The sequence below is a fragment of the Streptomyces spiroverticillatus genome (assembly GCA_014650415.1).
Taxonomy (GTDB): domain Bacteria; phylum Actinomycetota; class Actinomycetes; order Streptomycetales; family Streptomycetaceae; genus Streptomyces; species Streptomyces spiroverticillatus.
Genome location: BMUX01000007.1, coordinates 460,806 through 482,110 on the forward strand (window position 1 = coordinate 460,806; position 21,305 = coordinate 482,110).

Here is a 21,305-nt window from a genome sequence, read left to right on the forward strand (position 1 = left end):
TGTATACAGAACACTGAATGACGCCTTGCTGCGTCAAGAGGTCGTACGTCAACTGCCCCTTAAATCGTCGGAGTCGGGTCCATCCGCCCGGCTCCGGGAGCTCTTCGCCAGCGGAGGCGCGGCATGACCCCACCCGAAAACTCCCCGGACCACCTGCACGCCCAGGCCCCGGCGCACCCCTACATACCGAACGCGGTCCCGGCGGTCCGGCAGGCGATGCTGGACGCCGTCGGCGCGGCGGGCGTCGAGGACTTCTACGCCGACATCCCCGAGGAGATCCGGCTCCGCCGCTCCCTCGACCTCCCCGCACCCCTGCGGTCCGAGGCCCAACTCGTACGCCACATGGAGCAGTTGCTCACCCGCAACACTCCCGCCACCCGCACCCTGAGCTTCCTGGGCGGCGGCTGCTACCAGCACCACGTGCCCGCCGTCGTCGACGAGGTGATGGGCCGCAGCGAATTCCTCACCGCCTACGCGGGCGAACCGTACGAGGACCACGGGCGCTTCCAGGCCATGTGGGAGTACCAGTCCCTGATGGCCGAACTCCTCGACGTCGACGTCGTCAACGTCCCCGTCTACGACGGCTTCCAGGCCGCCGGTACGGCGCTGCGCATGGCCGGCCGTGTCACGGGCCTGCGCAGACTGCTGATCTGCGGCGACGTCGACCCCGACAAGCTCTCCAAGATCCGCGACTACGTCCGCCCGGACCACGACGTGGTCCTGGTCCCCACCGACCCGGCCACCGGGGGAGCGGACGTGGACGCCGTACGGTCCGCCCTCGCCGAGGGCGACGTGGCGGCCGTCTACGCCGAGGCCCCGAGCCGACTCGGACTCGTCGACCCCGCCCTTCCTGAGCTGGGTGAACTTGCCCACGACCAGGGTGCGTTGTACGTCGTCGGTTGCAACCCCATCAGCCTCGGCGTGCTGGCCCCGCCGTCCTCGTACGGAGCCGACCTCACCTGCGGCGACATCCAGCCGCTCGGCATCCGCATGAGCTACGGCGGCGGCAACGCCGGGTTCATCGGCGCCAACGACGACCTGCGCCTCGTCTCCGAGTACCCGACCCGCCTCTTCGGCCTGGTCCCCACCGACGTCGAGGGCGAGTACGGCTTCGGCGACGTCGCCTACGACCGGACCTCCTTCGCCCAGCGCGAGGAGGGCAAGGAATGGGTCGGCACCGCCGCCGCCCTGCACGGCATCGGCGCGGGCGTCTACCTCTCCCTCATGGGCCCGCACGGCATGCGGGAGATCGGCGAGACGATCCTCGCCCACACCGCGTACGCCAAGCAGCGCCTGGCCGCGATCCCCGGCGTCGAGATCCCGTACGCCGAAGCCGTCCACTTCGCCGACTTCCCGGTCCGCTTCACCGGCGGCCGCAGCACCGCCGACATCCACGCCGACCTGCGCGAACGCGGCATCTTCGGCGGCATCGAGACCGCCGCCGACCAGGCCCTGTACTGCGTCACCGAAGTCCACACCAAGGCCGACATCGACGAGCTGGCCGCCGCCCTGGAGGAGATCGTCAAGTGAGCGCCCACCCCGCCGCCGGACCCGTCGCCCCCGAGGACGCCCGGATCGCCGACAAGCCCGCACTGCGCCGCTTCCACCAGGCCTCCTGGGACGAGAAGCTCATCTTCGAACTCGGCTCGCCGGGGGAGCGGGGCGTCCTGGTCCCCGAGGTCGATCCGGAGATCACCGAAGCCCTCGGCGGTACGGTCGGGCTCCCGGCCGGACTGTGCAGGCAGACTCCCCCCGCCCTGCCCGAAATCGGCCAGCAGCAGGTCCTGCGCCACTACCTGCGGCTCTCCCAGGAGACCCTGGGCGCCGACCTCAACGTCGACGTCGGCCAGGGCACCTGCACCATGAAGTACAGCCCCAAGGTCAACGACCGCTTCGTCACCGACGAGCGCATCGCGGGACTGCACCCGCTCCAGGACGAGTCCACGGTCCAGGGCGCCCTGGAGATCCTGCACCGCCTGGAGGGCCTCCTCAAGGAGGTCTCCGGCATGGACCGGGTCTCCCTCCAGCCGGGTGCCGGTTCCGCCGCCATCTACGCCAACGTCGCCATGATCCGCGGCTACTTCGCCGACCGGGGCGAGGCGGAGACCCGCGACGAGATCATCACCACGATCTTCTCCCACCCCTCCAACGCCGCCTGCGCGAAGACCGCCGGTTTCAAGGTCATCACCCTCCACCCGGACGCGGACGGCTACCCCGACATCGAGGCCCTCCGCGCTGCCGTCGGCCCGCGCACCGCCGCACTCCTCATCACCAATCCCGAGGACACCGGCATCTACAACCCCCGCATCGCCGAATTCGTCGAGATCGTCCACGCGGCGGGCGGCCTCGCCGCCTACGACCAGGCCAACGCCAACGGCATCCTCGGCATCACCCGGGCCCGCGAGGCGGGCTTCGACCTGTGCCACTTCAACCTGCACAAGACCTTCTCCACCCCGCACGCCTGCGGCGGCCCGGCGGCCGGCGCCTGCGGAGTGACCGAGGCCCTGGCCCCGTACCTCCCGCGCCCGACCGTCGAGTACGACGCGGAGAGCGGCCGGTACTGGCTGGACGACGACCGCCCGCACTCGGTCGGCAAGATCCGCCCGCACCACGGAGTCGTCCCGAACCTCGTGCGCGCCTACGCCTGGATCATGTCGCTGGGCGCGGAGGGCCTGCGCGAGGTCGCCGAGACGGCCGTCCTGAACAACAACTACCTCCTCCACAAGGTGAAGCAGATCCGGGGGGTGTCCGTCCCGTACGCGGCCGGACGGCCCCGGGTCGAGCAAGTCCGTTACAGCTGGGAGCAGTTGGGTGCCGACACCGGTATCCACAGCGAGCAGATCGGGGTGCGGGCGGCGGACTTCGGCACCCACTACTGGACGAGCCACCACCCGTACCTCGTCCCCGAGCCGATGACCCTGGAGCCCACCGAGTCGTACTCGCGCGCCGACCTGGACGAGTACGCGGCGATCCTCGCGGAGGTGGCGCGGGAGGCGTACGAGGACCCGGAGACGGTACGCACCGCCCCGCACCGGTCCACCATCCACCGGGTCCGCCCGGAGGCCCTGGACGACCCGGCCGTCTGGTCCCCGAGCTGGCGGACCTACCGCCGCAAGGTACTGGGTACGTGATGAGGATCGGTCTCGTCGTCAACCCGGTCGCCGGACTCGGCGGCCGGGTGGGGCTCGGCGGCAGCGACGGTACGGACGTCCAGCGGCGGGCGGTGGAGCTGGGGGCGGTGCCGTGCGCGGGGTCGCGCTCCGCGGCCGCCCTTGCGGAACTCGCCTGCCGTACACGGGACTTCGAGCTGTTCACCGCTGCCGGTGCGATGGGGGAGGAGTCCGCGTCCGCGGCGGGTCTGTCCGCGCGGGTGGTGTACCGGCCCCGTCCCGGCGACACCGGGCCGCGCGACACCGTCGAGGCCGTGCGGGCCCTCGGGGCCGCCGTCGATCTGCTGCTCTTCGCGGGGGGCGACGGGACGGCTCGGGACGTCCTGGACGCGGATGCCGGGACTCCGGTCCTGGGGATTCCCACGGGGGTCAAGATGCACTCGGCGGTCTTCGCGGTGAACCCCCGGGCCGCGGGGGAGATCGCGGCGGGGTGGGTCCTGGACCCGGGCCGCCCCGAGGTCCGCCCGGCGGAGGTCATGGACCGCGACGAGGCGGCGCTCCGGGAGGGGCGGCTGAGCTCGCGGCTGTACGGGTGGCTGTCGGTTCCGTACGTTCCGGTGCGGGTGCAGCAGCGGAAGGCGGGCAGTACGGGGGCGGCGCCGGAGGCGGTGGGGGGTATCGCCGCGGAACTGGCCTCCCGCGCGGCGCCGGAGGACGTCCTGGTCCTGGGGCCGGGGACCACCACTCAGGCGGTGGCGGCGGCGCTGGGTGCGGAGATTCCGCTGACGGGGGTCACGGCGCTGGTCCGTGCGGACTGCGGGTGCGGGTGCGCGGACGGTTGCTGTTCCTGCCGGGGGCTCCGCCCCCGGGCCCCCGATCTCGCCCCAGCCCCGCCCCTTCACCTAAACCCGCAGGGGCATGAGACGGCTCTGTGCGGGTGCGTTGTGGCTGGTCGCGCAGTTCCCCGCGCCCCTGAGGGCGTGCCCTTCGGGCAGCCATCGTCGTATCGGCTCCTGTCGAGCCACCTCACCTCCGACCAACTTCTTGCCCTGGCCACCCACCACCCCCTCCTCCTCGCCCTCTCGCCCATCGGTGGCCAAGGCTTCCTGCTCGGCCGAGGCAACCAGCAGATCTCCCCGGAGATCCTCCGCACCCTGGCCCCCGGCAAGCTCCTCGTCCTCGCCACCGAGGCCAAGCTCGCCGCCCTGCACAGCCGTCCCCTCCTCATCGACACCGGCGACGACGACCTCGACGCCGAACTCTCCGGTTACGTCAAAGTCCTCACCGGCCGAGGACGCACCGCTCTCTACCGACTCAGCCACTAAGGAGCCCCGCATGATCGACCTCACCGGCAAGCGTGCCCTCGTCACCGCCGGCGCCTCCGGCATCGGCCGCGCCTCCGCCCTCCTCCTCGCCGAACTCGGCGCCCGCGTCGTCGTCGCCGACATCGACGCCGCAGCGGGCGAGGCCACCGCCAAGGAGGCCGGGGGGATCTTCGTACGGTGCGACGTCTCGCAGCGCACCGACTGCGAGGAGGCCGTCCGTACGGCCCAGACCGAATTCGGCGGCCTCGACGTCCTGTTCAACAACGCCGGAATCATCCGCCGCTCCACCGTCTGCGAGATCACCGAGGACGACTGGGACCTCGTGATGGCCGTCAACATCCGCTCGATCATGCTGATGTCGCGGCTCGTGATACCGGGGATGGCCGCCCAGGGCGGCGGTTCCATCATCAACACCGGCTCCGGATGGGGGATTTCGGGCGGCGCCCGCGCGGTCTCGTACTGCGCGTCCAAGGGTGCCGTCGTCAACATGACGCGCGCCATGGCCATCGACCACGGACCCGACCTCATTCGCGTCAACTGCGTCTGCCCCGGCGACACCGCCACCGGCATGCTCGCCGAGGAGGCCCGCCAACTCGGCGAGCGTGCCGAGGCGTTCTACGAGGAGGCCGCCGACCGGCCGCTCGGCCGCATCGGGCAGCCCCGCGACATCGCGCAGACCGTCGCCTTCCTGGCCTCCGACGCCTCCTCGTTCCTCAGCGGCGCGATCATCCCCGTCGACGGCGGCGGCACCGCATAACGCATGCACAGCCACGGGCCACCCGGGGAGCCGCACGCCCCGGGTGGCCGATAATCTGAGCCGGACGAGGGGAAGGGCCGCCGACATGCCTATCGAGAACCGCCCGCTGCGCGAGCAGGTCAAGGAGGAGCTGATCAAGCGGCTCGGCCGCGGCACGATCCCGACCGACGAGCCCATCAACGAGGGCCGCCTCGCCACCGAACTCGGCGTCAGCCGCACCCCGCTCCGCGAAGCCCTGATCTCCCTGGAACGCGAAGGCGTCATCACCAGCGAACGCGGCAAGGGCTTCCGCTTCGCCCCCATGAGCGCCCAGGAGTTCCGCGACCTCACCACCATCGTCGCGACCCTGGAATCCCTCGCCCTGGAGTCGACCGATCCGGCCCAACTGGCCGCCCTCGCACCGAAGTTGCTCGAAGAGGCGCACGCCTTCTCCGCACCGCAGGCCCGGCACGACGTCATAGAGCAGTACGACGACGCCTGGCACGCCCTGCTGCTCTCCGGCTGCCCCAACGCCCGCCTGCTGGACCTGATCGCTTCGCTCAAGCTGACCATGCACCGCTACGAACAGGTGGCGCTCGGCGACCAGGACGTACTGGAACGCTCCGCCGAGGAGCACGAGCGGATCGCCGAACACCTGGTCGGCGGCGACGTACCGAGCGCGGTCCGCGCGCTCAAGGAGAACTGGAACAGCGGCATGGACCGCATCCTGGAACGCCTCACGGACTGAGCCGCGGCCGGTGGGCCGGCGGGCCCGGATGCTCGCCCTGGTGGCCTCCGCCTGGACCCTGCCCGCACTCCTGGGACCGGCCGTCGCTGCCGCGACCGCCGAAGCCACGCACTGGCGGATCGTCTTCCTGTCGCTCGTCCCGCCGGTGCCGGTCGGCGTCCTCCTCACCCTGCCCGCACTGCGCGGGCTGGGCCCGCCGGAGGGGACGCCGTCGCCGGACGGCAGCCTCATCCCGCTCACCCTGGTGCTGGTGGTCGGCGCGGGCGCGGTCCTGGCGGGTCTGGAGGAACAGCACCCGGCGCTCACCGTGCCGCTCGTCCTGCTGAGCGCGGCCCTCGCCGTACCCGTACTGCGCGAACTGCTGCCGCCCGGGACGCTGACCGTACGCCGCGGCATGCCCGCCGTAATGACCGGCCTCGGTACGGCGGTGAGCGCCTTCGGCGCCACCCGGGGCTGGTCCCGGAACGGCTCGCTCGGCCTCGGCTTCACCGTCACGGCGCTCGCCGCCCTCGCGGGCACCGCCGCGGGACTGCGCACCCGGGCCCCCGCCGCGAGGGACGCACCGGAGCCGAAGGGCGACCTCGGGCGCTGACCGAAGCGGGGCCTCAGGCGATCGACGCCGAAATGATCGCCGCCACCGCGATGTTGCAGGAGGCCGTCACCCACACCGCCGGGTGCGGCTCCTGCTCCACCAGCGTCTTGCCCAGCTTGCCGGGCGTCACGACGTCCACCACCCAGAACGCGACCGCCATCATCACCAGGCCGAGCAGACCGAACGCGGCCGTCGACACCAGACCCTTGCCGAAGTCGTTGTACGTCGTCCAGATCGACGTGAAGACGATGCCGCCGATGCCCAGCAGAGCGGAGCTGAGCAGCAGGGCGCAGTTGCGGTTGCGCTCCTCCCAGATCTGCCGTCCGAGCTTGCCCGGAGTCAGCGCGTCCACCAGGAAAATGCCCAGGGTCAGCAGGACGACGCCGAGGGCGCCGTAGGCGGCGGCACGGCCGATTCCGTTGACGATGTCTTCCATTGAGAAGTCTCAGTCCCCGTGGTGAGTGGCGTACGGGCGAGTACCCGTGATCGCGTGTTAAAGGAGACGCAAAACCTATCGCACGGGTACCGCTGCGCGGCATGGGCCCGGCGCAATCGGCCCCCACCCACCGGCTCCTTCTGCGGGCTCACTCATCCGCGCCCCTCTCAGGGGCCCGGGGAACTGCGCGCCCAGCCACGACGCACCCGCACGCGAACCGCCCAACCGCCCAACTGCCCCGCAGGGTTTAGGTGAAGGGGCGGGGCTGGGGACCCTTTGGCCCGGCGGGGCAGAGCCGAACGCTCCAGCGCCGGGCAGCGGACCCAGCCCTCCGGGCGGCAGACCCAGCTCCAGCGCAGCAGCCACTCCGGGAGCAGGCCGGTACAGGCCCGCTCCCACCCCCTATGCCCCCCTCGTCGACCCCCGCTCCAACAACCTCGCCGCCACCAACCTCCGCTCCACCCCCACCACCTTCTTCTCCACCGTCCGGATCAACAGCTCCGCCGCCTCCCGCCCGATCTCCTCCGGATGGAGATCCAGCGCCGTCAGCCTCGGGTCCGCCTGCCGGGCGAACTCCCCGTCCGCCCCCACCACCACCTGCACGTCCTCCGGAATCCGCAGTCCCAACTGCCGGCACACCCCCGCCGCCGCGAACCCGAATTTCTCCAGCACCACATACAGCGCGTCCGGCCGCTCGGCGCAGTCGAGCAATTCCCGTGCCGCCTGCGCCGCATCCGTCCCCGGCGCCGCCTCCGCCGTGATCTGCGGCAGCCCCCGCTCCTTTGTCCACGCCAGGTACGCCGCCTTCGCGTCCTGGTCGTACGACTGGCCCGTCGACCCGGTCAGCAGGGCGATCCGCCGTGCCCCGGTCGACTCCAGGTGGTCCAGGGCGGCGATCGCACACGTGCTCAACTCGTTGTCGACCCAGGAGAATTCGTCCCGCCGCTCCAGGTCCCGGCCCGTCGTGACGACCGGCACCCCCATCTGCGACAGCCGCGTCAGCAGCGGGTCCCCGGTCAGCGGGTCGATGACGATCGTGCCGTCCAGCGGCAGGTCGTCGAAGGGCCGGCCGTCCAGCGAGGGCGGCACCAGCACCAGCGAGTAGCCGTGCGACAGTGCCGTCCAGGTCGCCGCGTTGACGATCTTGACGAAGTACTCGATGTCGGTGATCCCGCCCTCGATCGCCGTCCGGTGGGTGATCCCCAGCAGTCCCGTCCGCGCCCTGCGCAACCCCCGCGCGCTCGGGTTCGCCCGGTAGCCGATCTCCTCGGCGACCGCCAGGACCCGGGCACGGGTGTCGGCGCCGACCCGGCCGACACCGTTGAGCGCGTGCGAGGCCGTGGTCACCGACACCCCGGCCAGCCGCGCCACCTCCCGCAAGCCGCCCTTCGGCTTGTTCCCGGAAGCCGTACCCGTGTCCTTCTCGCCTGTGAGCTCTGCCATGCGACGACCCTACCGGTTGACTGCCAAAACGTTTGGGCACTACTTTCGGCCTCGTTGCCAATACGTTTTGGCACACACCGGCGCCCATCGTCGCGCGCACCGCTCCACCCGTGCCCCCGGCACACCCCCTCCTCGACGCCCATCCGCCCAGAAGGACCGGTGCCCGTCATGGCCGAGGCCCCCGCACCCGGCGCGCCCAGCGCCTCCAGTGCTTTCACCGTCGAACAGCGCGGCATCGACGCCGTCCCCACCGCCGAACGCCACGGCAAGCCGATCCGGCTCCTGTGGCTGTGGGCCGGTACCAACACCACCGTCTTCACCGTCGTCTACGGAGCCCTCGTCGTCTCCTTCGGCCTGTCCTTCGTCCAGGCCGTCGCCCTCATCGTGATCGGCAACCTGCTGGGCTTCGCCGTCACCGGGCTGACCAGCCTCCAGGGCCCGGCCACCGGCACCTCCACCCACTCGGTCTCCCGCGCGTCCTTCGGCCCGCGCGGCGGACGCCTCCCCGCGCTCTTCGGCTGGATCACCCTGGTCGGCTTCGAGGCGGGCGGCATGGTCCTCATCGCCCTCGCCGGGATCGCCCTGCTCGACCAGGCCGGAATCGAGGCCTCCGCGACCGTCAAGATCCTCGTGATCCTGGCCGCCGCAGCCCTCCAGATGCTGCTGCCGATGGCCGGATATCACCTGATCATGCAGGCGCAGAAATATTTCGCGTACGTCTTCGCCGCCATGTTCGCGGTCATGGCGATCCTCGTCGCGCCCAAGGTCGAACCCGGTGCCCCCGCCGCCGAGTCCCCGACCCTGGCCACGATCTCCCTGGTCCTCGCCCTGGTCACCGCTTCCGGCGGCCTCTCCTGGGCATCGATGGGCAGCGACTACTCCCGCTACCTGCCCGCCGACTCGTCCAAGAAGAAGGTCTTCGCCTGCGCCGCACTCGGCGGCATGGTGCCGAACATCCTGCTCCAGATCCTCGGCGCCGCCGTCGCCACCGTCACGGTCAACGCCTCCGATCCGATCTCCGGCCTCCCCGAGGTCCTCCCGGGCTGGTTCGTCGTCCCGTACCTGCTGCTCGCCGTGGTCACCCTCCTCGCGGTGAACACCACCGACATGTACTCCTCGGGCCTGAACCTCCTGGCCGCCGGCATCCGCATCAAGCGCTCCGCCGTCGTCTGGATCGACCTGAGCCTGTGCACCGGCATCACCGTCTGGGCCGTCTTCTCCGACTCCTTCTACTCCCTCCTCTCCCAGTTCCTGAGCCTGGTCGTGCTCTGGCTCGGGCCGTGGGCCGCCGTCTACCTCGTCGACTGGGCGCTGCGCCGCGGCCGGTACGACGTCCCGTCCCTCTTCCCGGACGAGACCGGTGCCAAGGGCCTGTACTGGGGGCGCGGCGGCATCCGCCCCCAGGCCGTCCTCGCCTTCGCGCTCGGCGTCCTCGCCGCCGTCCTGTGGCTCAACTCCGAAGCCTTCCAGGGCCCGCTGTCCAAGGCCGCGAACGGCCTCGACCTCAGCGTCTTCGCCGGCGCCCTCGTCGCGGGCGTCGCCTACTGGCTGCTGGCCGCCAAGGACGTCCGTACCGAAGCCGCAGCGCTCGCACCCGTACACGAAACCGTCTGAACCCCCCTCGTACGTACCACCGCAAGGAGAAGCACCCCATGAACCTGCGTCAGCTCATCGACGCGTCCGAGGGCGTCGTCAAGGCGGACCGCGTCATCACCGGCGGCACCCTCGTCAACGTCTGCACCGGCGAGGTCTACCCGGCCGACGTCGCCATCACCGGCGACCGCATCGCCGCCACCGGCGACGTCACCGCGTACATCGGCGAGCACACCGAGATCGTCGACGCGACCGGCAAGCACCTGGTCCCGGGCCTCATCGACGGCCACCTCCACCTGGAGTGCAGCAAGCTCTCGCCGACGATGTTCGCCGACGCGGTCGTACGGTACGGAACCACCAGCGTGATCTCCGGGCTCGACCAGATCCTCGTCGTCGCCGGTGTCGACGGCGTCCGCGAGGCGCTGCGCGAGGCCGAGCAGAGCCCGATGAAGATCTTCTGGGGTGCCCCCTTCAAGACCCCGTACACGCTCCCCGAGACCACCGTCGGCTTCAACTTCGGCCCCGCCGAGCACGAGGAGACCCAGGACTGGGCCGACTGCTACGGCGTCTGGGAGACCGTCGCCGAGTTCGTCCTCAACCGCGACCCCGACGTCCTGCGCGCCCTGGAGCTGGCCCACCGCAACCGGCTCCCCGTCTTCGGCTGCGCCCCGATGGCCTCCTCCACCACCATCAACGCGCTCTCCGCCGCCGGCATCCGCCTCGACCACGAGAGCTACACCGCCGAGGAAGCCCTCGAAAAGCTCCGCGCGGGCATGTACCTCCTCATCCGCGAGTCCTCCGTCGCGCACTTCCTCAACGAGAACGTCAAGACGGTGACGAAGTTCGGCGCGCAGTCCCGCCGCGTCGGCTTCTGCACCGACGACATGCACGTCGCCGACATCCTCCGCGAGGGCCACCTCGACAAGCTGGTCCGGATGGCCATCCAGGCGGGCGTCAAGCCGATCGAGGCCATCCAGATGGCCACCGTCAACTGCGCCGAGATGTACCGCATCGACCACCTCGTCGGCTCCATCACGCCCGGCCGCTACGCCGACGTACTGATCATCGACAGCCCGGAGAGCTTCCAGGTCGAGCGCGTCTTCTCGCGCGGCGTGCTGGCCGCCGAGAACGGCCGTACGGTCACGGCCCCCGCCGCCCCCGAGCGCTCGGCCGCGCTCAGCCCCGCCTTCCAGGTCCCCGAGCTGGCCGCCTCCGCCATCGGCATCGCGGCCGCCGGGGACTCGGCGGAGGTGCTGGTCGTGGAGATGGACCGGACGGTTCCGTTCGTACGGACCCGGCTCGACCTGACGCTGCCGGTCAAGGGTGGTGTCGTACGGGCGGACGTCGCCCAGGACGCGCTGTACTGCACCGTCTCCGAGCGGTACGGCAAGACCGGCGCCACGGCCACCGCCATGATCAACGGCTTCGGGCTGCGCAGCGGAGCCATCGCCTCCAGTGCCGCCCCCGACGACAACAACATCGTCTGCGTCGGCGCGAACCGCGAGGACATGGCACTGGCCGTCAACCACCTCGCCGCCGCCGGGGGCGGGCAGATCGTCGTCGAGAACGGCGAGATCAAGGAGTTCCTGCCGCTGCCCGTGGCGGGCATCGTCGCCGACATCGTGCCCGAGGAGATGGCGGCGGCCGAAGACCGGCTGGAGGCCGCAGCGCGCGCCCTGGGCTGTGAGCTCCCCTCCGCCTTCGGCTACTTGATCTTCCTGGAGATCACCGCCATCCCGGACTACGCGGTCACCGACCTCGGTGTGATCAGCTACCACACACAGTCCGTCGTCGACACCGTCCTCACCAGCCGCTGAACACCTTTGCCGGAGGGAGCAACACCATGAACGCCATCGAGGTCGACCCGTTCGTCGCGGGCCTGCCCAAGTGCGAGCTGCACCTGCACATCGAGGGCACCCTGGAGCCCGAGCTGAAGCTCGCGCTCGCCGCCCGCAACGGCATCGAGCTGCCGTACGCCGACCAGGCCGCCGTGCGCGACGCGTACGCCTTCGACAGCCTGCCGTCCTTCCTCACCCAGTACTACGAGGGCATGTCGGTCCTCGTCACCGAGCAGGACTTCTACGACCTGGCCGCCGCGTACGCCGCCAAGGCGCACTCCCAGAACGTCCGGTACGCGGAGATCTTCTTCGACCCGCAGGCGCACACGGCACGCGGCGTCTCCTTCGACACCGTGATCCGCGGGCTCACCCGGGCCCTCGACGACGCCCGCCGCGCCACCGGCTTCCGCGGCCACCTGATCCTGTGCTTCCTGCGGGACTTCCAGGCCGAGTTCGCGATGGCGACCCTCGTCCAGGCGCTCCCGTACAAGGAGTGGATCGTGGGCGTGGGCCTCGACTCGGACGAGAAGGGGAACCCGCCGGTCAAGTTCGCCGCCGTCTTCGCGCGGGCCCGCGCGGAGGGCTTCCGCCTCACGATGCACTGCGACATCGACCAGGAGAACACCACCGAGCACATCCGCCAGGCCCTCGACGTGATCGGCGTCGAGCGCATCGACCACGGCACCAATGCCCTCGAAGACCCCCAGCTCGTCGAGGACATCCTCGGCCGGGGCATCGGCCTGACCACCTGCCCGATCTCCAACGGGGTCGTCACCGCGGGCATGAAGGCCACCGAGATCAAGCGCCTCTTCGACCTGGGCGTCAAGGTCACCGTCAACTCCGACGACCCGGCCTACTTCCCGGGCTACGTCGCGGAGAACCTCGCCGCACTCCGTGCCGAACTGGGCCTCACGGACGCGGACCTGATCCAGCTCCAGCGCAACGCGATCGACATCTCCTGGGCCCCGCCGGCCGTCAAGGACCTCCTCCTGGCCGAACTGGACGAGTACGCCAAGTAGCCCCCTTGGGCCCGCCCCTCCCGCCCTCTTGGGCGGCCCCCCTTTCCGCCGCCGTCCCCTTGGGCGGCGGGGCCGCCCCCCCCGGGGGCGGGACGGGCGGGCAAGGGGGCGGCCCGCCCGATACCGGGCCACCCCGGTTCCGCCCCTGCCCGCACCCCTCGGCACCGGCCGGCCCGCAGCCGCCCCCGGCTGCCCCCCAACCCCGCACAGAGCAAGGGGCGGTGCCCCCGGCCCCGTGGGCCAAGGGACACCGCCCCCTCACTCACCCCCGCTCAACCCTCAGCGCCACCCCCACGACACCCGGTCCACGACCCGCCCCCAGCCGTTCCGCAGCGTCGCCGAGTCCCCGTAGTTGTCCCACACGTACCGGTGCCGGTCCTGGTACACGTGACCCCATCCGTCACGCCCGACCCCCGTGTGCACCTTCACGCTGTCGTGCCCGCGCAGCCGCAGGTGGTCGAAGTAGTAGCGGTGACCGTCCCGGTCGCTGAGCGAGTACCCGTCGAGGTTGACCGGGAACCGGCTCAGGTTGCGGACCTCGACCCACTCGCCGTTCAGGCTGCGGTTGGAACCGTCGTCCCAGCCGGGGCTGTTGGCCTGGACCCGGCCGATGACGACCGACGGCCTCGGCGGCCGCTGCTTCTGCACGGCAGAACTGAAGCCGGACCCGGAGTCGGCCGACACCGCGGCGCTCGCCGGAAGCGCGGTCACCCCGACGACCGCACCGGCCGCCAGGACAGCAGCGGCAAGCCGCCGGCCGGAACGGCTGCGCACGGTGGACGTGCGGGCCACGCTGGGCATGCTGGACTTGGTGGACATGGAACTTCCCCCTAGGAACCGCCCGCCCCCGCCCCTGGCCGGGACGGCTGACGGGATGGTGCGAACCCCGACGTGTTCGTCGGGGCGTGGAAACCACCGTGGACCCGCCCGGCGGCGCTTGGGGAGGCGCGCGGACAGGGCGTTACGCAATGCGGACACCCACGTAGCCGTCCCCTGTAAACGGCAGGTATCCGTCTCGCGTCGTTACCGCCGGTTCGAGGTGCAATGAACCTATGCGCCCTGAACTCCCTCTGTGACGCGTGCGGTTGACGTACGCGCCCGCTCTGGCGACCGGCGCACGCTCCCCGGACGCCGTCCCGGATCCGTAACAGCCCTTTGCTGGACCGTCACCTTCCGGCTGCGGGAGCCGGGGGAGGGGAGGGTTCTGCGTGACCCGTGGGGTTCGTGGTCTTGACGGGTCATCGCCAAGTGGCCGACGCTGTCCAGCAGTTCACGGAAGGACACCCTTTCGCACAGCTCCGCTCACGACCGCGCACACTCCACCGCATACCCCACCACGCACCGGAGACCGCATGACTGTCGTATCCAGAGCCCCCGCTGCCGGATCCAGAGCACCTGCTGCCGGATCCAGAGTCCCTGCCACGCCCTCGCGACGCGCCCGCACGGCCCTCGCCGCCGCCGTCGCCCTCGGCTCCCTCGCCCTCGTCGCCCCGACGGCCGCCGCCGCGCCCGAGGCCGGCGCCGCCCCCTCCACCGCGCTCCCGGTCGTGTTCCCGACGCCGCAGAGCCTCACCCGTACCGGCTCTGACATCGTTGTCCGGGACCGGGTCGAGGTGATCGTCGGCAAGGACACCGACCCCGCCGCACGCGACCTCCTGGTCGCCACCCTGCGGGCCCACGGCGTGCGCCACGTCGGCGTACGCGAAAAGCTCTCCCCGCACGGGAAGTTGGCCTTCCTGCTGGGGTCCGCGACCCGAACCGACCTCGCCCGCGCCCTCCAGGGCACCGCCGTGCCCGACCGCGCGGACGGGTACGCGCTGCGGGTGGGGCGGGGGAGCGTGGCCCTCGGGGGAGCGGATGCGACGGGGCAGTTCTACGCCGTCCAGACGCTGAAGCAGCTCTTCCGGAACGCGCCGAAGGGGCACGGGCGGGTCCGCCTCGCCGCCGCCTCCGTCTCCGACTTCCCGTCCATGCCCCTGCGCGGCTCCATCGAGGGCTTCTACGGGCCGCCGTGGACGCAGGCCGAGCGCCTGGACCACATGGACTTCCTCGGCGCCGTCAAGTCGAACACGTACGTCTACGCACCCAAGGACGACCCGTACCACCGCGACAAATGGCGCGAGCCCTACCCGGCGGACGTCTTCGCGCAGCTCGGTACGCTGGTGAAACGTGCCACCGCGAACCACGTCCGGTTCACCTTCGCCGTCTCGCCCGGCGCGTCCATCTGCTACTCCGACGCCGCCGACACCAAGGCCCTCACCGCCAAGCTCCAGGCCATGTACGACCTGGGCGTGCGCACGGTCTCCGTCCCCCTCGACGACATCAGCTACACGAAGTGGAACTGCGACGCCGACAAGGCGGCCTTCGGCGCACCCGGCCAGGCGGCCGCCGCCAAGGCGCAGGTCAGCCTCCTCAACACCCTCCAGAAGGACTTCGTCGCCACCCACCCCGGCATGCGGCCGCTCCAGATGGTGCCCACCGAGTACGGCGACCTCAAGGACTCCCCGTACAAGCAGACCCTGCGCGCCACCCTCGACACGTCCGTCGAGGTGATGTGGACGGGCACCGACGTCGTCCCGCCCGCGATCACCGTCGACCAGGCGAAGAAGGCCTCCGAACTCTTCGGGCGCAAGGTCTTCGTCTGGGACAACTACCCCGTCAACGACTTCGGCCGCACCGCCGGACGCCTCCTCCTCGCCCCCTACGACAAGCGCGAGCCGGGCCTCTCCGACCACCTCACCGGCCTCATCTCCAACCCCATGAACCAGGAGGCGGCCAGCAAGCCCGCCGTCTTCACCATGTCCGACTTCTCCTGGAACGACCGCGGTTACGACCGCACCCGCTCCGCCCGCCATGCCGCCCTCTTCCTCGCGGGCGGCGACCCCCGACTGGCCGACGCGGTCCAGGTCTTCGTCGACCTCAACCACCTCGCCCCCACCTTCGGCACCACGCCCTGGCAGCCCCAGTCCCCGGTCTTCGGCCCCCGTACGACCGCCTTCTGGAAGCGGTACGCCACCGATCCGCGCGGCGCGATCCGGGCCTTCCGCCCGGCGGTCACCGAAATCACCCGCGTCCCGGACACGCTCCGCCGCTCCCTCCCCGACAAGCTCTTCCTTTCCGACGCCGCCAACTGGCTGGACGCCACCAAGCTCTGGGGCAGCTCCCTGTCGTACGGTCTCGACGCGCTGACCGCGATCGGGCGCGGCGACGCGGCCGCCGCCGAACGGGCCCGCAAGGCCATGGACACGGCCGCCTCCGCCGCCGCGAAGATCACGGTCGACCCGAAGGAACACCACCAGCTCGGCCGCGTCCGCCTCGGCGACCCCTGCATCGAGGACTTCGTCACCAAGGTGCAGGCCGCCCACGACGCGTCGAAGGGCCTGCCGCCCCTGCGCGAACTAGCCCGCGGCAAGACGGCCACCCAGGTCTCCGACTACGTCTGGGACGACGGCACCACCCCCTTCGGCGCGGCCAAGGCCGTCAACGGCGACCGCTTCGACATCGCCACCACCGGCGGCAAGGAGGCCCAGCCCTGGTGGCAGGTCGACCTCGGCACCTCGGCCTCCCTCGAACGCATCGACCTCTACAACCGCACCGACTGCTGTGCCGACCGCACCAAGGACTACTACGTCCTCGCCTCCGACACCCCCTTCCCGGCGACCCTCGCGGAGGCCCTGAAGACCCCGGGCATCTGGTCCCACCACGAAACGGCCCAGGCGGGCGGCCCGACCAGCATTCCCACCACCGCCCAGGCCCGCTACGTCCGCATCTGGCTGGCCTCCGCGAAACCGGTCGAGCTGAACATGGCGGAGGTGGAGGTGCACGGGCGGACCCGGACGTCCGACTGACAGGGCCATCGGGGGAGTCTTCGCCACGAAAGCTGGCATCCGAGTGAGACTCCCCCTTCCGGGTGTTGCGTACGGGATTGGATGAGCCGCTCCAGCCCATCCCTCCCCGAGGAGCCCCCCTCCGTGAAGCGCACCGCCCTGTACGCGGCAGCCACCGCCATGCTGCTCACCGCGGCCCCCACCGCACTGCTCCTCGCCCAGGCCGCCCCCGCCGCGGCGAAACCCGCCTCCTGCACCGAGACCCCCACCGCGTCCGGCGGCGGCAAGACCTTCGTGTGCGGCGACCTGAAGAAGGGCGACAGCGTCCAGGGCACCGACGCCGCCGACACGATCATCGTCACCGGAACCCTCGCCTCCGGGGCCCGGGTCGACGGCGGGGGAGGGGACGACACGATCGCCGTCACCGGGGACGTCCTGAGGGGCGCCACCGTCGACGGCGGCGCGGGCGCGGACTCGGTCACCGCAGCGGTCCTCGGCCACTACCGGTACGGCGAGGAGACGGAGAACGGCAAGAAGGTCCGGATCAAGTTCAGCGACTCCGGCGGCACGGTCACCGGCGGCGACGGCGACGACCGCATGTCCGCCGCCTACGTCGGCCCCGACGCGGTCTTCGAGGGCGGCGGGGGCGCCGACACCCTGACCGTCGAGAGCGCGGGACACGTCAGCCGCTCCGAGCACGTCGAGACGCTCGGCGGACTGGTCGACGGCGGCGCGGGCGAGGACCGCATCACGGTGGGCACCACCGGCACGGGGTCCGACCCCAAGAAGAGCGGTGTACGCGGCGGCACCGAGAACGACACCCTCACCCTCGGCTTCGTGGGCGCCCTCGTCACCGTCGACGGCGGTGCGGGCGACGACCACTTCAGCATCGACAAGATCCACTCCGGTGAGGTGGTGGGCGGCGAGGGCGACGACCGCATCGCCGTCCGCCAGACCGTCTTCCTCGCCAAGGTCAGGGGCGGCGCCGGCAGCGACGCGATCACCGTCGGCAGCATGCAGCACGGCAGCCGCGCGCTCGGCGGCCCCGGCGCCGACACGCTCACCGCGTCCACCGTCAACGGCCCCGACCAGGAGGGGTACGGGTTCAACGCGGCAGGTCTGGACGGCGGCGCGGGCAACGACCGCGTCACCGCGGGCACGGTCGGCACCGGCGGCATGATCGACGGCGGTGCCGACGACGACACCGTCACCGTCCAGCGCCTGTACGTCGAGGAGAAGTACCAGGACAACGCGGCCGTGTTCACGGCGGCGGGCGGCGACGAGGGCGACGACCGCGTCCAGGTCGGCTTCGTCGGCAAGAAGGCCCGCGTCTGGGGCGAGAACCCCAGCTCCAAGGCACCCGGCAAGGACACCATCAGCGTCGTCACCAACAACGGGACGGTCAACGGGCACCTGGGGGCCGACACCCTCGACGTCTTCACCAACAACGGCAAGGTCACGGGCGGCGGCGACCAGGGCAACACCTGCAAGGTCCTCCGCGGCACCGCCCCCGCCTGCTGACCCCACCCCACTGACGGGGACTGACGGGGCCGGGCCCCTCCACGGGGCCCGGCACCCCTTCCCCCGCCCCACCTCCCTCGTGCACCATGACCCCGTGGACTTAGCCGATCACCGTCGCCTCGACGCCCTCTACCGCGACCCCTACCCCCTCTACGCCCGCGCCCGCGCCGCCGACGGCCTCACCTTCGTGCCCGAGCTGGACGCCTGGCTGGTCGCCCGCGACGCCGATGTCCGCGAGGTCCTGCGCCGGCCCGAGGACTTCTCCTCGGCCAACGCCCTGCGGCCCGACGTCCGGCCCTGCCCCGCCGCCCTCGCCGAGTTCGCCAAGGGCCTCGGAGGGTTCCGTACCGTACTGAGCACCGACGGCGAAGCCCACCGCACCTACCGCGCGCCCCTCAACCACGGCCTCTCCGTGGCCCGGCTCAACGCCGTTCTGTCGTACGCCACCGCCCGCGCCGAGGTCCTCGTCGACGCCTTCGCGCCCCGTGGGCAGGTCGAGCTGATGGGGGAGTACGCCGAGAAGCTCCCCGGCGACGTCATCGGCCGGGTCCTCGGGCTGACCGAGGAGGACGCCCGCACCGCCGTCCACGGCAGCCGCCGCGCCGAGGAGCTGCTCTTCCGGCCCCTCGCAGAGGACGAGCAGGTCGCCGCCGCCCGCGACGTCGTCACCCTCCAGATCCTGCTGGACAACTACATCCGCGAACGCCGCGCGCATCCGCAGGACGATCTGATCTCCACGATGACCGCCGCCCTCGTGCCCGGCACCGGCGACCTCACTCGCGACCAGCGCGCCGAGATGGTCTCGCAGTTCCAGAACCTGCTCATCGCGGGGCACCTCACCACCACCGCCCTCATCGGCAGCACCGTGCACCACCTGCTGCGCGACCGCGCCCAGTGGGAGCTGCTGTGCGCCGAGCCGCAGCGCATCCCGGCCGCCGTCGAGGAGGCCGCCCGCTTCGACACCCCGATCCAGGGCTTCCGGCGGCTCACCACCCGTACCGTCACGCTCGCCGGGACCGAACTCCCCGCCGGGACGGCCGTCTTCGTCGCGTACGGATCCGCCAACCGCGACCCCGCCCGCCACCCGGACCCGGATGCCTTCGACGTCACCCGTACCGCCCCCGCCAAGCACCTCGGCTTCGGACACGGCGTCCACGGCTGCCCCGGCTCGCACCTGGGCAAGGCCCAACTGCGCCTCACCCTGGAGCTGTTCACCCGCAGGCTCCCCGAAATGCGCCTGGGGCGAGCGGCGGACCAGCAGGTCGTCGTACGACCCACTCTGATCCACCGCTCGCCCCAGGCACTGCACCTCACCTTCCCGGCCGAGAAGCCGGAAGAGGCTTAGTCCAGGTAGTCGCGCAGGACCTGCGAACGCGACGGGTGACGCAGCTTCGACATCGTCTTGGACTCGATCTGACGGATGCGCTCACGCGTCACGCCGTAGACCTTGCCGATCTCGTCCAGCGTCTTCGGCTGGCCGTCCGCCAGACCGAAGCGCATCGAGACGACGCCCGCCTCACGCTCGGAGAGCGTGTCCAGGACGGAGTGCAGCTGCTCCTGGAGGAAGGTGAAGGAGACGGCGTCGGCCGGAACCACGGCCTCCGAGTCCTCGATGAGGTCACCGAACTCGCTGTCGCCCTCCTCACCCAGCGGGGTGTGCAGGGAGATGGGCTCGCGGCCGTACTTCTGGACCTCGATGACCTTCTCGGGGGTCATGTCGAGTTCCTTGGCCAGCTCCTCCGGGGTGGGCTCGCGGCCCAGGTCCTGGAGCATCTGGCGCTGGACGCGGGCCAGCTTGTTGATGACCTCGACCATGTGCACCGGGATACGGATGGTGCGGGCCTGGTCGGCCATGGCGCGGGTGATCGCCTGCCGGATCCACCACGTCGCGTACGTCGAGAACTTGAAGCCCTTGGTGTAGTCGAACTTCTCGACCGCACGGATCAGACCGACGTTGCCCTCCTGGATGAGGTCCAGGAACAGCATGCCGCGGCCGGTGTAACGCTTCGCCAGCGAGACCACGAGGCGGAGGTTGGCCTCCAGCAGGTGGTTCTTGGCGCGGCGGCCGTCCTCGACCAGGATCTCCAGCTCGCGGCGGAAGGTCGGCTCCAGCTCCTCCGTCGCCTCGCCGTCCTCGCCGTCGAGCTTGTGCTCGGAGAAGAGACCGGCCTCGATGCGCTTGGCCAGCTCCACCTCCTGCTCGGCGTTGAGCAGCGGCACCTTGCCGATGAGCTTCAGGTAGTCCTTGACCGGGTCGGCGGTGGCACCCGCCACCGCGACCTGCTGCGGCGGCGCGTCGTCCTCGTCCTCGTCGGACAGGACGTAGCCGGCGGTACCGGGCTTGGGGGTCTCCTCTTCCTCCTCGCCGTCACCCGCCCACTCGTCGGTCTGCTTCTTCGCGGCGGTCTTCTTCGCCGCCGTCTTCTTGGTGGCGCGCTTCTTCGGGGCGGCCTTCTCCGCCACGGCCGACGTCTCGTCGAGGTCGTCCTCGACGGCCGGGGCCTCGGGGGCGGCAGCGGCGGCGGCCTTGGCGGCCGTCGTCGTCTTCTTGACCGGGGCGGCCTTCTTGGCGACGGCGCGCTTCACGGCGGGCTTGGCCTCACCGGAGGCGGCGGCCTTGCGAGGGGCGCGCTTGGCGGCCTTCGCGGGCTTGGCGGCGGCGGCCGCCGTCACCATCAGCGTCACACCCTCTTCGTCGAGGACCTGGTTCAGGCTGCGCAGGACCCGCTTCCACTGGTCGACAGGGATGCTGTCCGCTTCGAAGGCATGGCGGACGTCGTCGCCATTGATGTGGCCCTGGTCCCGGCCGCGCTCGATGAGCGAGACCAAGGACGGCGATTCGGCGATCTCCTGAGGGAACGGGCGGGACGGACTGAGCGACACGAAGAGCCTCTCGTAGCGAGAAATACAAGTAGTGATGGCGGGAGCGAGGCCGTAGCCAGGCCTCGTGCCGCAGGGCGGAAGGCTTGGCTGCGCGACGGCACCTGTCAGGTCATCGCGCACCCGCATTGTTTCGTTACGCCTTTTCTGAAGTGACCTGAGCCACTCTTCCCGGCCCGGCCGGACCCGACGTGCAGAGGTCCCCCGGCAAGGTGACGAGGTGGAGCGCGGGCCGCC

Annotated in this window: 16 protein-coding genes; 12 read left to right on the forward strand and 4 right to left on the reverse strand. The window is 71.2% G+C overall.

Going from position 1 to position 21,305, the window contains the following annotated elements; all coding sequences use genetic code 11:
- Window positions 1–123 precede the first annotated feature (123 nt).
- The 6 genes from gcvPA (at window position 124) to IE269_RS21410 (ending at window position 6,511) form a co-directional block, all read left to right on the forward strand.
- Window positions 124–1,530: an aminomethyl-transferring glycine dehydrogenase subunit GcvPA gene (gene gcvPA, locus IE269_RS21385; RefSeq protein ID WP_189824638.1), complete on the forward strand. Its 1,407-nt coding sequence runs from the start codon at window positions 124–126 to the stop codon at window positions 1,528–1,530.
- Window positions 1,527–3,131, forward strand: a complete 1,605-nt coding sequence (gcvPB, locus tag IE269_RS21390) for an aminomethyl-transferring glycine dehydrogenase subunit GcvPB (RefSeq protein ID WP_189824639.1) — start codon at window positions 1,527–1,529, stop codon at window positions 3,129–3,131. Before gcvPA ends, gcvPB begins: the two co-directional genes overlap by 4 nt.
- Window positions 3,131–4,435: an ATP-NAD kinase family protein gene (locus tag IE269_RS21395; protein WP_189824640.1), complete on the forward strand. Its 1,305-nt coding sequence runs from the start codon at window positions 3,131–3,133 to the stop codon at window positions 4,433–4,435. The genes gcvPB and IE269_RS21395 overlap by 1 nt, the downstream gene beginning before the upstream one ends.
- Window positions 4,436–4,445: 10 nt before the next feature.
- Complete coding sequence (locus tag IE269_RS21400) at window positions 4,446–5,192, forward strand: SDR family NAD(P)-dependent oxidoreductase (RefSeq protein WP_189824641.1); 747 nt, start codon at window positions 4,446–4,448, stop codon at window positions 5,190–5,192.
- Window positions 5,193–5,277: 85 nt separating this feature from the next.
- Complete coding sequence (locus IE269_RS21405) at window positions 5,278–5,919, forward strand: GntR family transcriptional regulator (protein ID WP_189824642.1); 642 nt, start codon at window positions 5,278–5,280, stop codon at window positions 5,917–5,919.
- A gap of 40 nt (window positions 5,920–5,959) precedes the next feature.
- Entirely contained in the window at window positions 5,960–6,511 is a 552-nt protein-coding gene (locus tag IE269_RS21410) for a hypothetical protein (protein WP_189824643.1), read from the forward strand.
- A 13-nt stretch (window positions 6,512–6,524) separates the two neighbouring features.
- On the opposite strand, the gene IE269_RS21415 is transcribed toward IE269_RS21410, so the two are convergent.
- Window positions 6,525–6,947 carry a DUF350 domain-containing protein gene (locus IE269_RS21415; RefSeq protein ID WP_189824644.1) on the reverse strand — a complete coding sequence of 141 codons (423 nt, stop codon included), beginning with the start codon at window positions 6,945–6,947 and terminating at the stop codon, window positions 6,525–6,527.
- Window positions 6,948–7,349: 402 nt separating this feature from the next.
- Window positions 7,350–8,390 carry a LacI family DNA-binding transcriptional regulator gene (locus IE269_RS21420; RefSeq protein WP_189824645.1) on the reverse strand — a complete coding sequence of 347 codons (1,041 nt, stop codon included), beginning with the start codon at window positions 8,388–8,390 and terminating at the stop codon, window positions 7,350–7,352.
- A gap of 168 nt (window positions 8,391–8,558) precedes the next feature.
- Here IE269_RS21420 and IE269_RS21425 point away from each other — a divergent pair, with 168 nt between their 5' ends.
- From IE269_RS21425 to add, 3 genes are read left to right on the forward strand one after another with little or no spacing between them, the layout of a single operon-like run.
- On the forward strand, window positions 8,559–10,004 hold the full coding sequence (locus tag IE269_RS21425) for a purine-cytosine permease family protein (RefSeq protein WP_189824646.1): 1,446 nt from the start codon (window positions 8,559–8,561) through the stop codon (window positions 10,002–10,004).
- A 38-nt stretch (window positions 10,005–10,042) separates the two neighbouring features.
- Window positions 10,043–11,800 carry an adenine deaminase C-terminal domain-containing protein gene (locus IE269_RS21430; RefSeq protein ID WP_189824647.1) on the forward strand — a complete coding sequence of 586 codons (1,758 nt, stop codon included), beginning with the start codon at window positions 10,043–10,045 and terminating at the stop codon, window positions 11,798–11,800.
- Between the two features lie 26 nt (window positions 11,801–11,826).
- Window positions 11,827–12,840 carry an adenosine deaminase gene (add, locus tag IE269_RS21435; protein WP_189824648.1) on the forward strand — a complete coding sequence of 338 codons (1,014 nt, stop codon included), beginning with the start codon at window positions 11,827–11,829 and terminating at the stop codon, window positions 12,838–12,840.
- 279 nt (window positions 12,841–13,119) lie between these two features.
- Here add and IE269_RS21440 read toward each other — a convergent pair whose 3' ends face one another.
- Window positions 13,120–13,659 (reverse strand): lamin tail domain-containing protein, encoded by a 540-nt coding sequence (locus IE269_RS21440; RefSeq protein ID WP_229897961.1) that lies wholly within the window; start codon window positions 13,657–13,659, stop codon window positions 13,120–13,122.
- A 533-nt stretch (window positions 13,660–14,192) separates the two neighbouring features.
- On the opposite strand from IE269_RS21440, the gene IE269_RS21445 reads away from it, so the two are divergent.
- From IE269_RS21445 to IE269_RS21455, 3 genes are all read left to right on the forward strand, one after another.
- Window positions 14,193–16,688 (forward strand): glycoside hydrolase family 84 protein, encoded by a 2,496-nt coding sequence (locus IE269_RS21445; RefSeq protein ID WP_189824649.1) that lies wholly within the window; start codon window positions 14,193–14,195, stop codon window positions 16,686–16,688.
- Window positions 16,689–16,811: 123 nt separating this feature from the next.
- Window positions 16,812–18,188: a hypothetical protein gene (locus IE269_RS21450; protein WP_189824650.1), complete on the forward strand. Its 1,377-nt coding sequence runs from the start codon at window positions 16,812–16,814 to the stop codon at window positions 18,186–18,188.
- 94 nt (window positions 18,189–18,282) lie between these two features.
- On the forward strand, window positions 18,283–19,533 hold the full coding sequence (locus tag IE269_RS21455) for a cytochrome P450 (RefSeq protein WP_189824651.1): 1,251 nt from the start codon (window positions 18,283–18,285) through the stop codon (window positions 19,531–19,533).
- On the opposite strand, the gene IE269_RS21460 is transcribed toward IE269_RS21455, so the two are convergent.
- Window positions 19,530–21,071: an RNA polymerase sigma factor gene (locus IE269_RS21460; protein WP_268253611.1), complete on the reverse strand. Its 1,542-nt coding sequence runs from the start codon at window positions 21,069–21,071 to the stop codon at window positions 19,530–19,532. The two genes, IE269_RS21455 and IE269_RS21460, sit on opposite strands and share 4 nt — an antisense overlap.
- Window positions 21,072–21,305 lie beyond the last annotated feature (234 nt).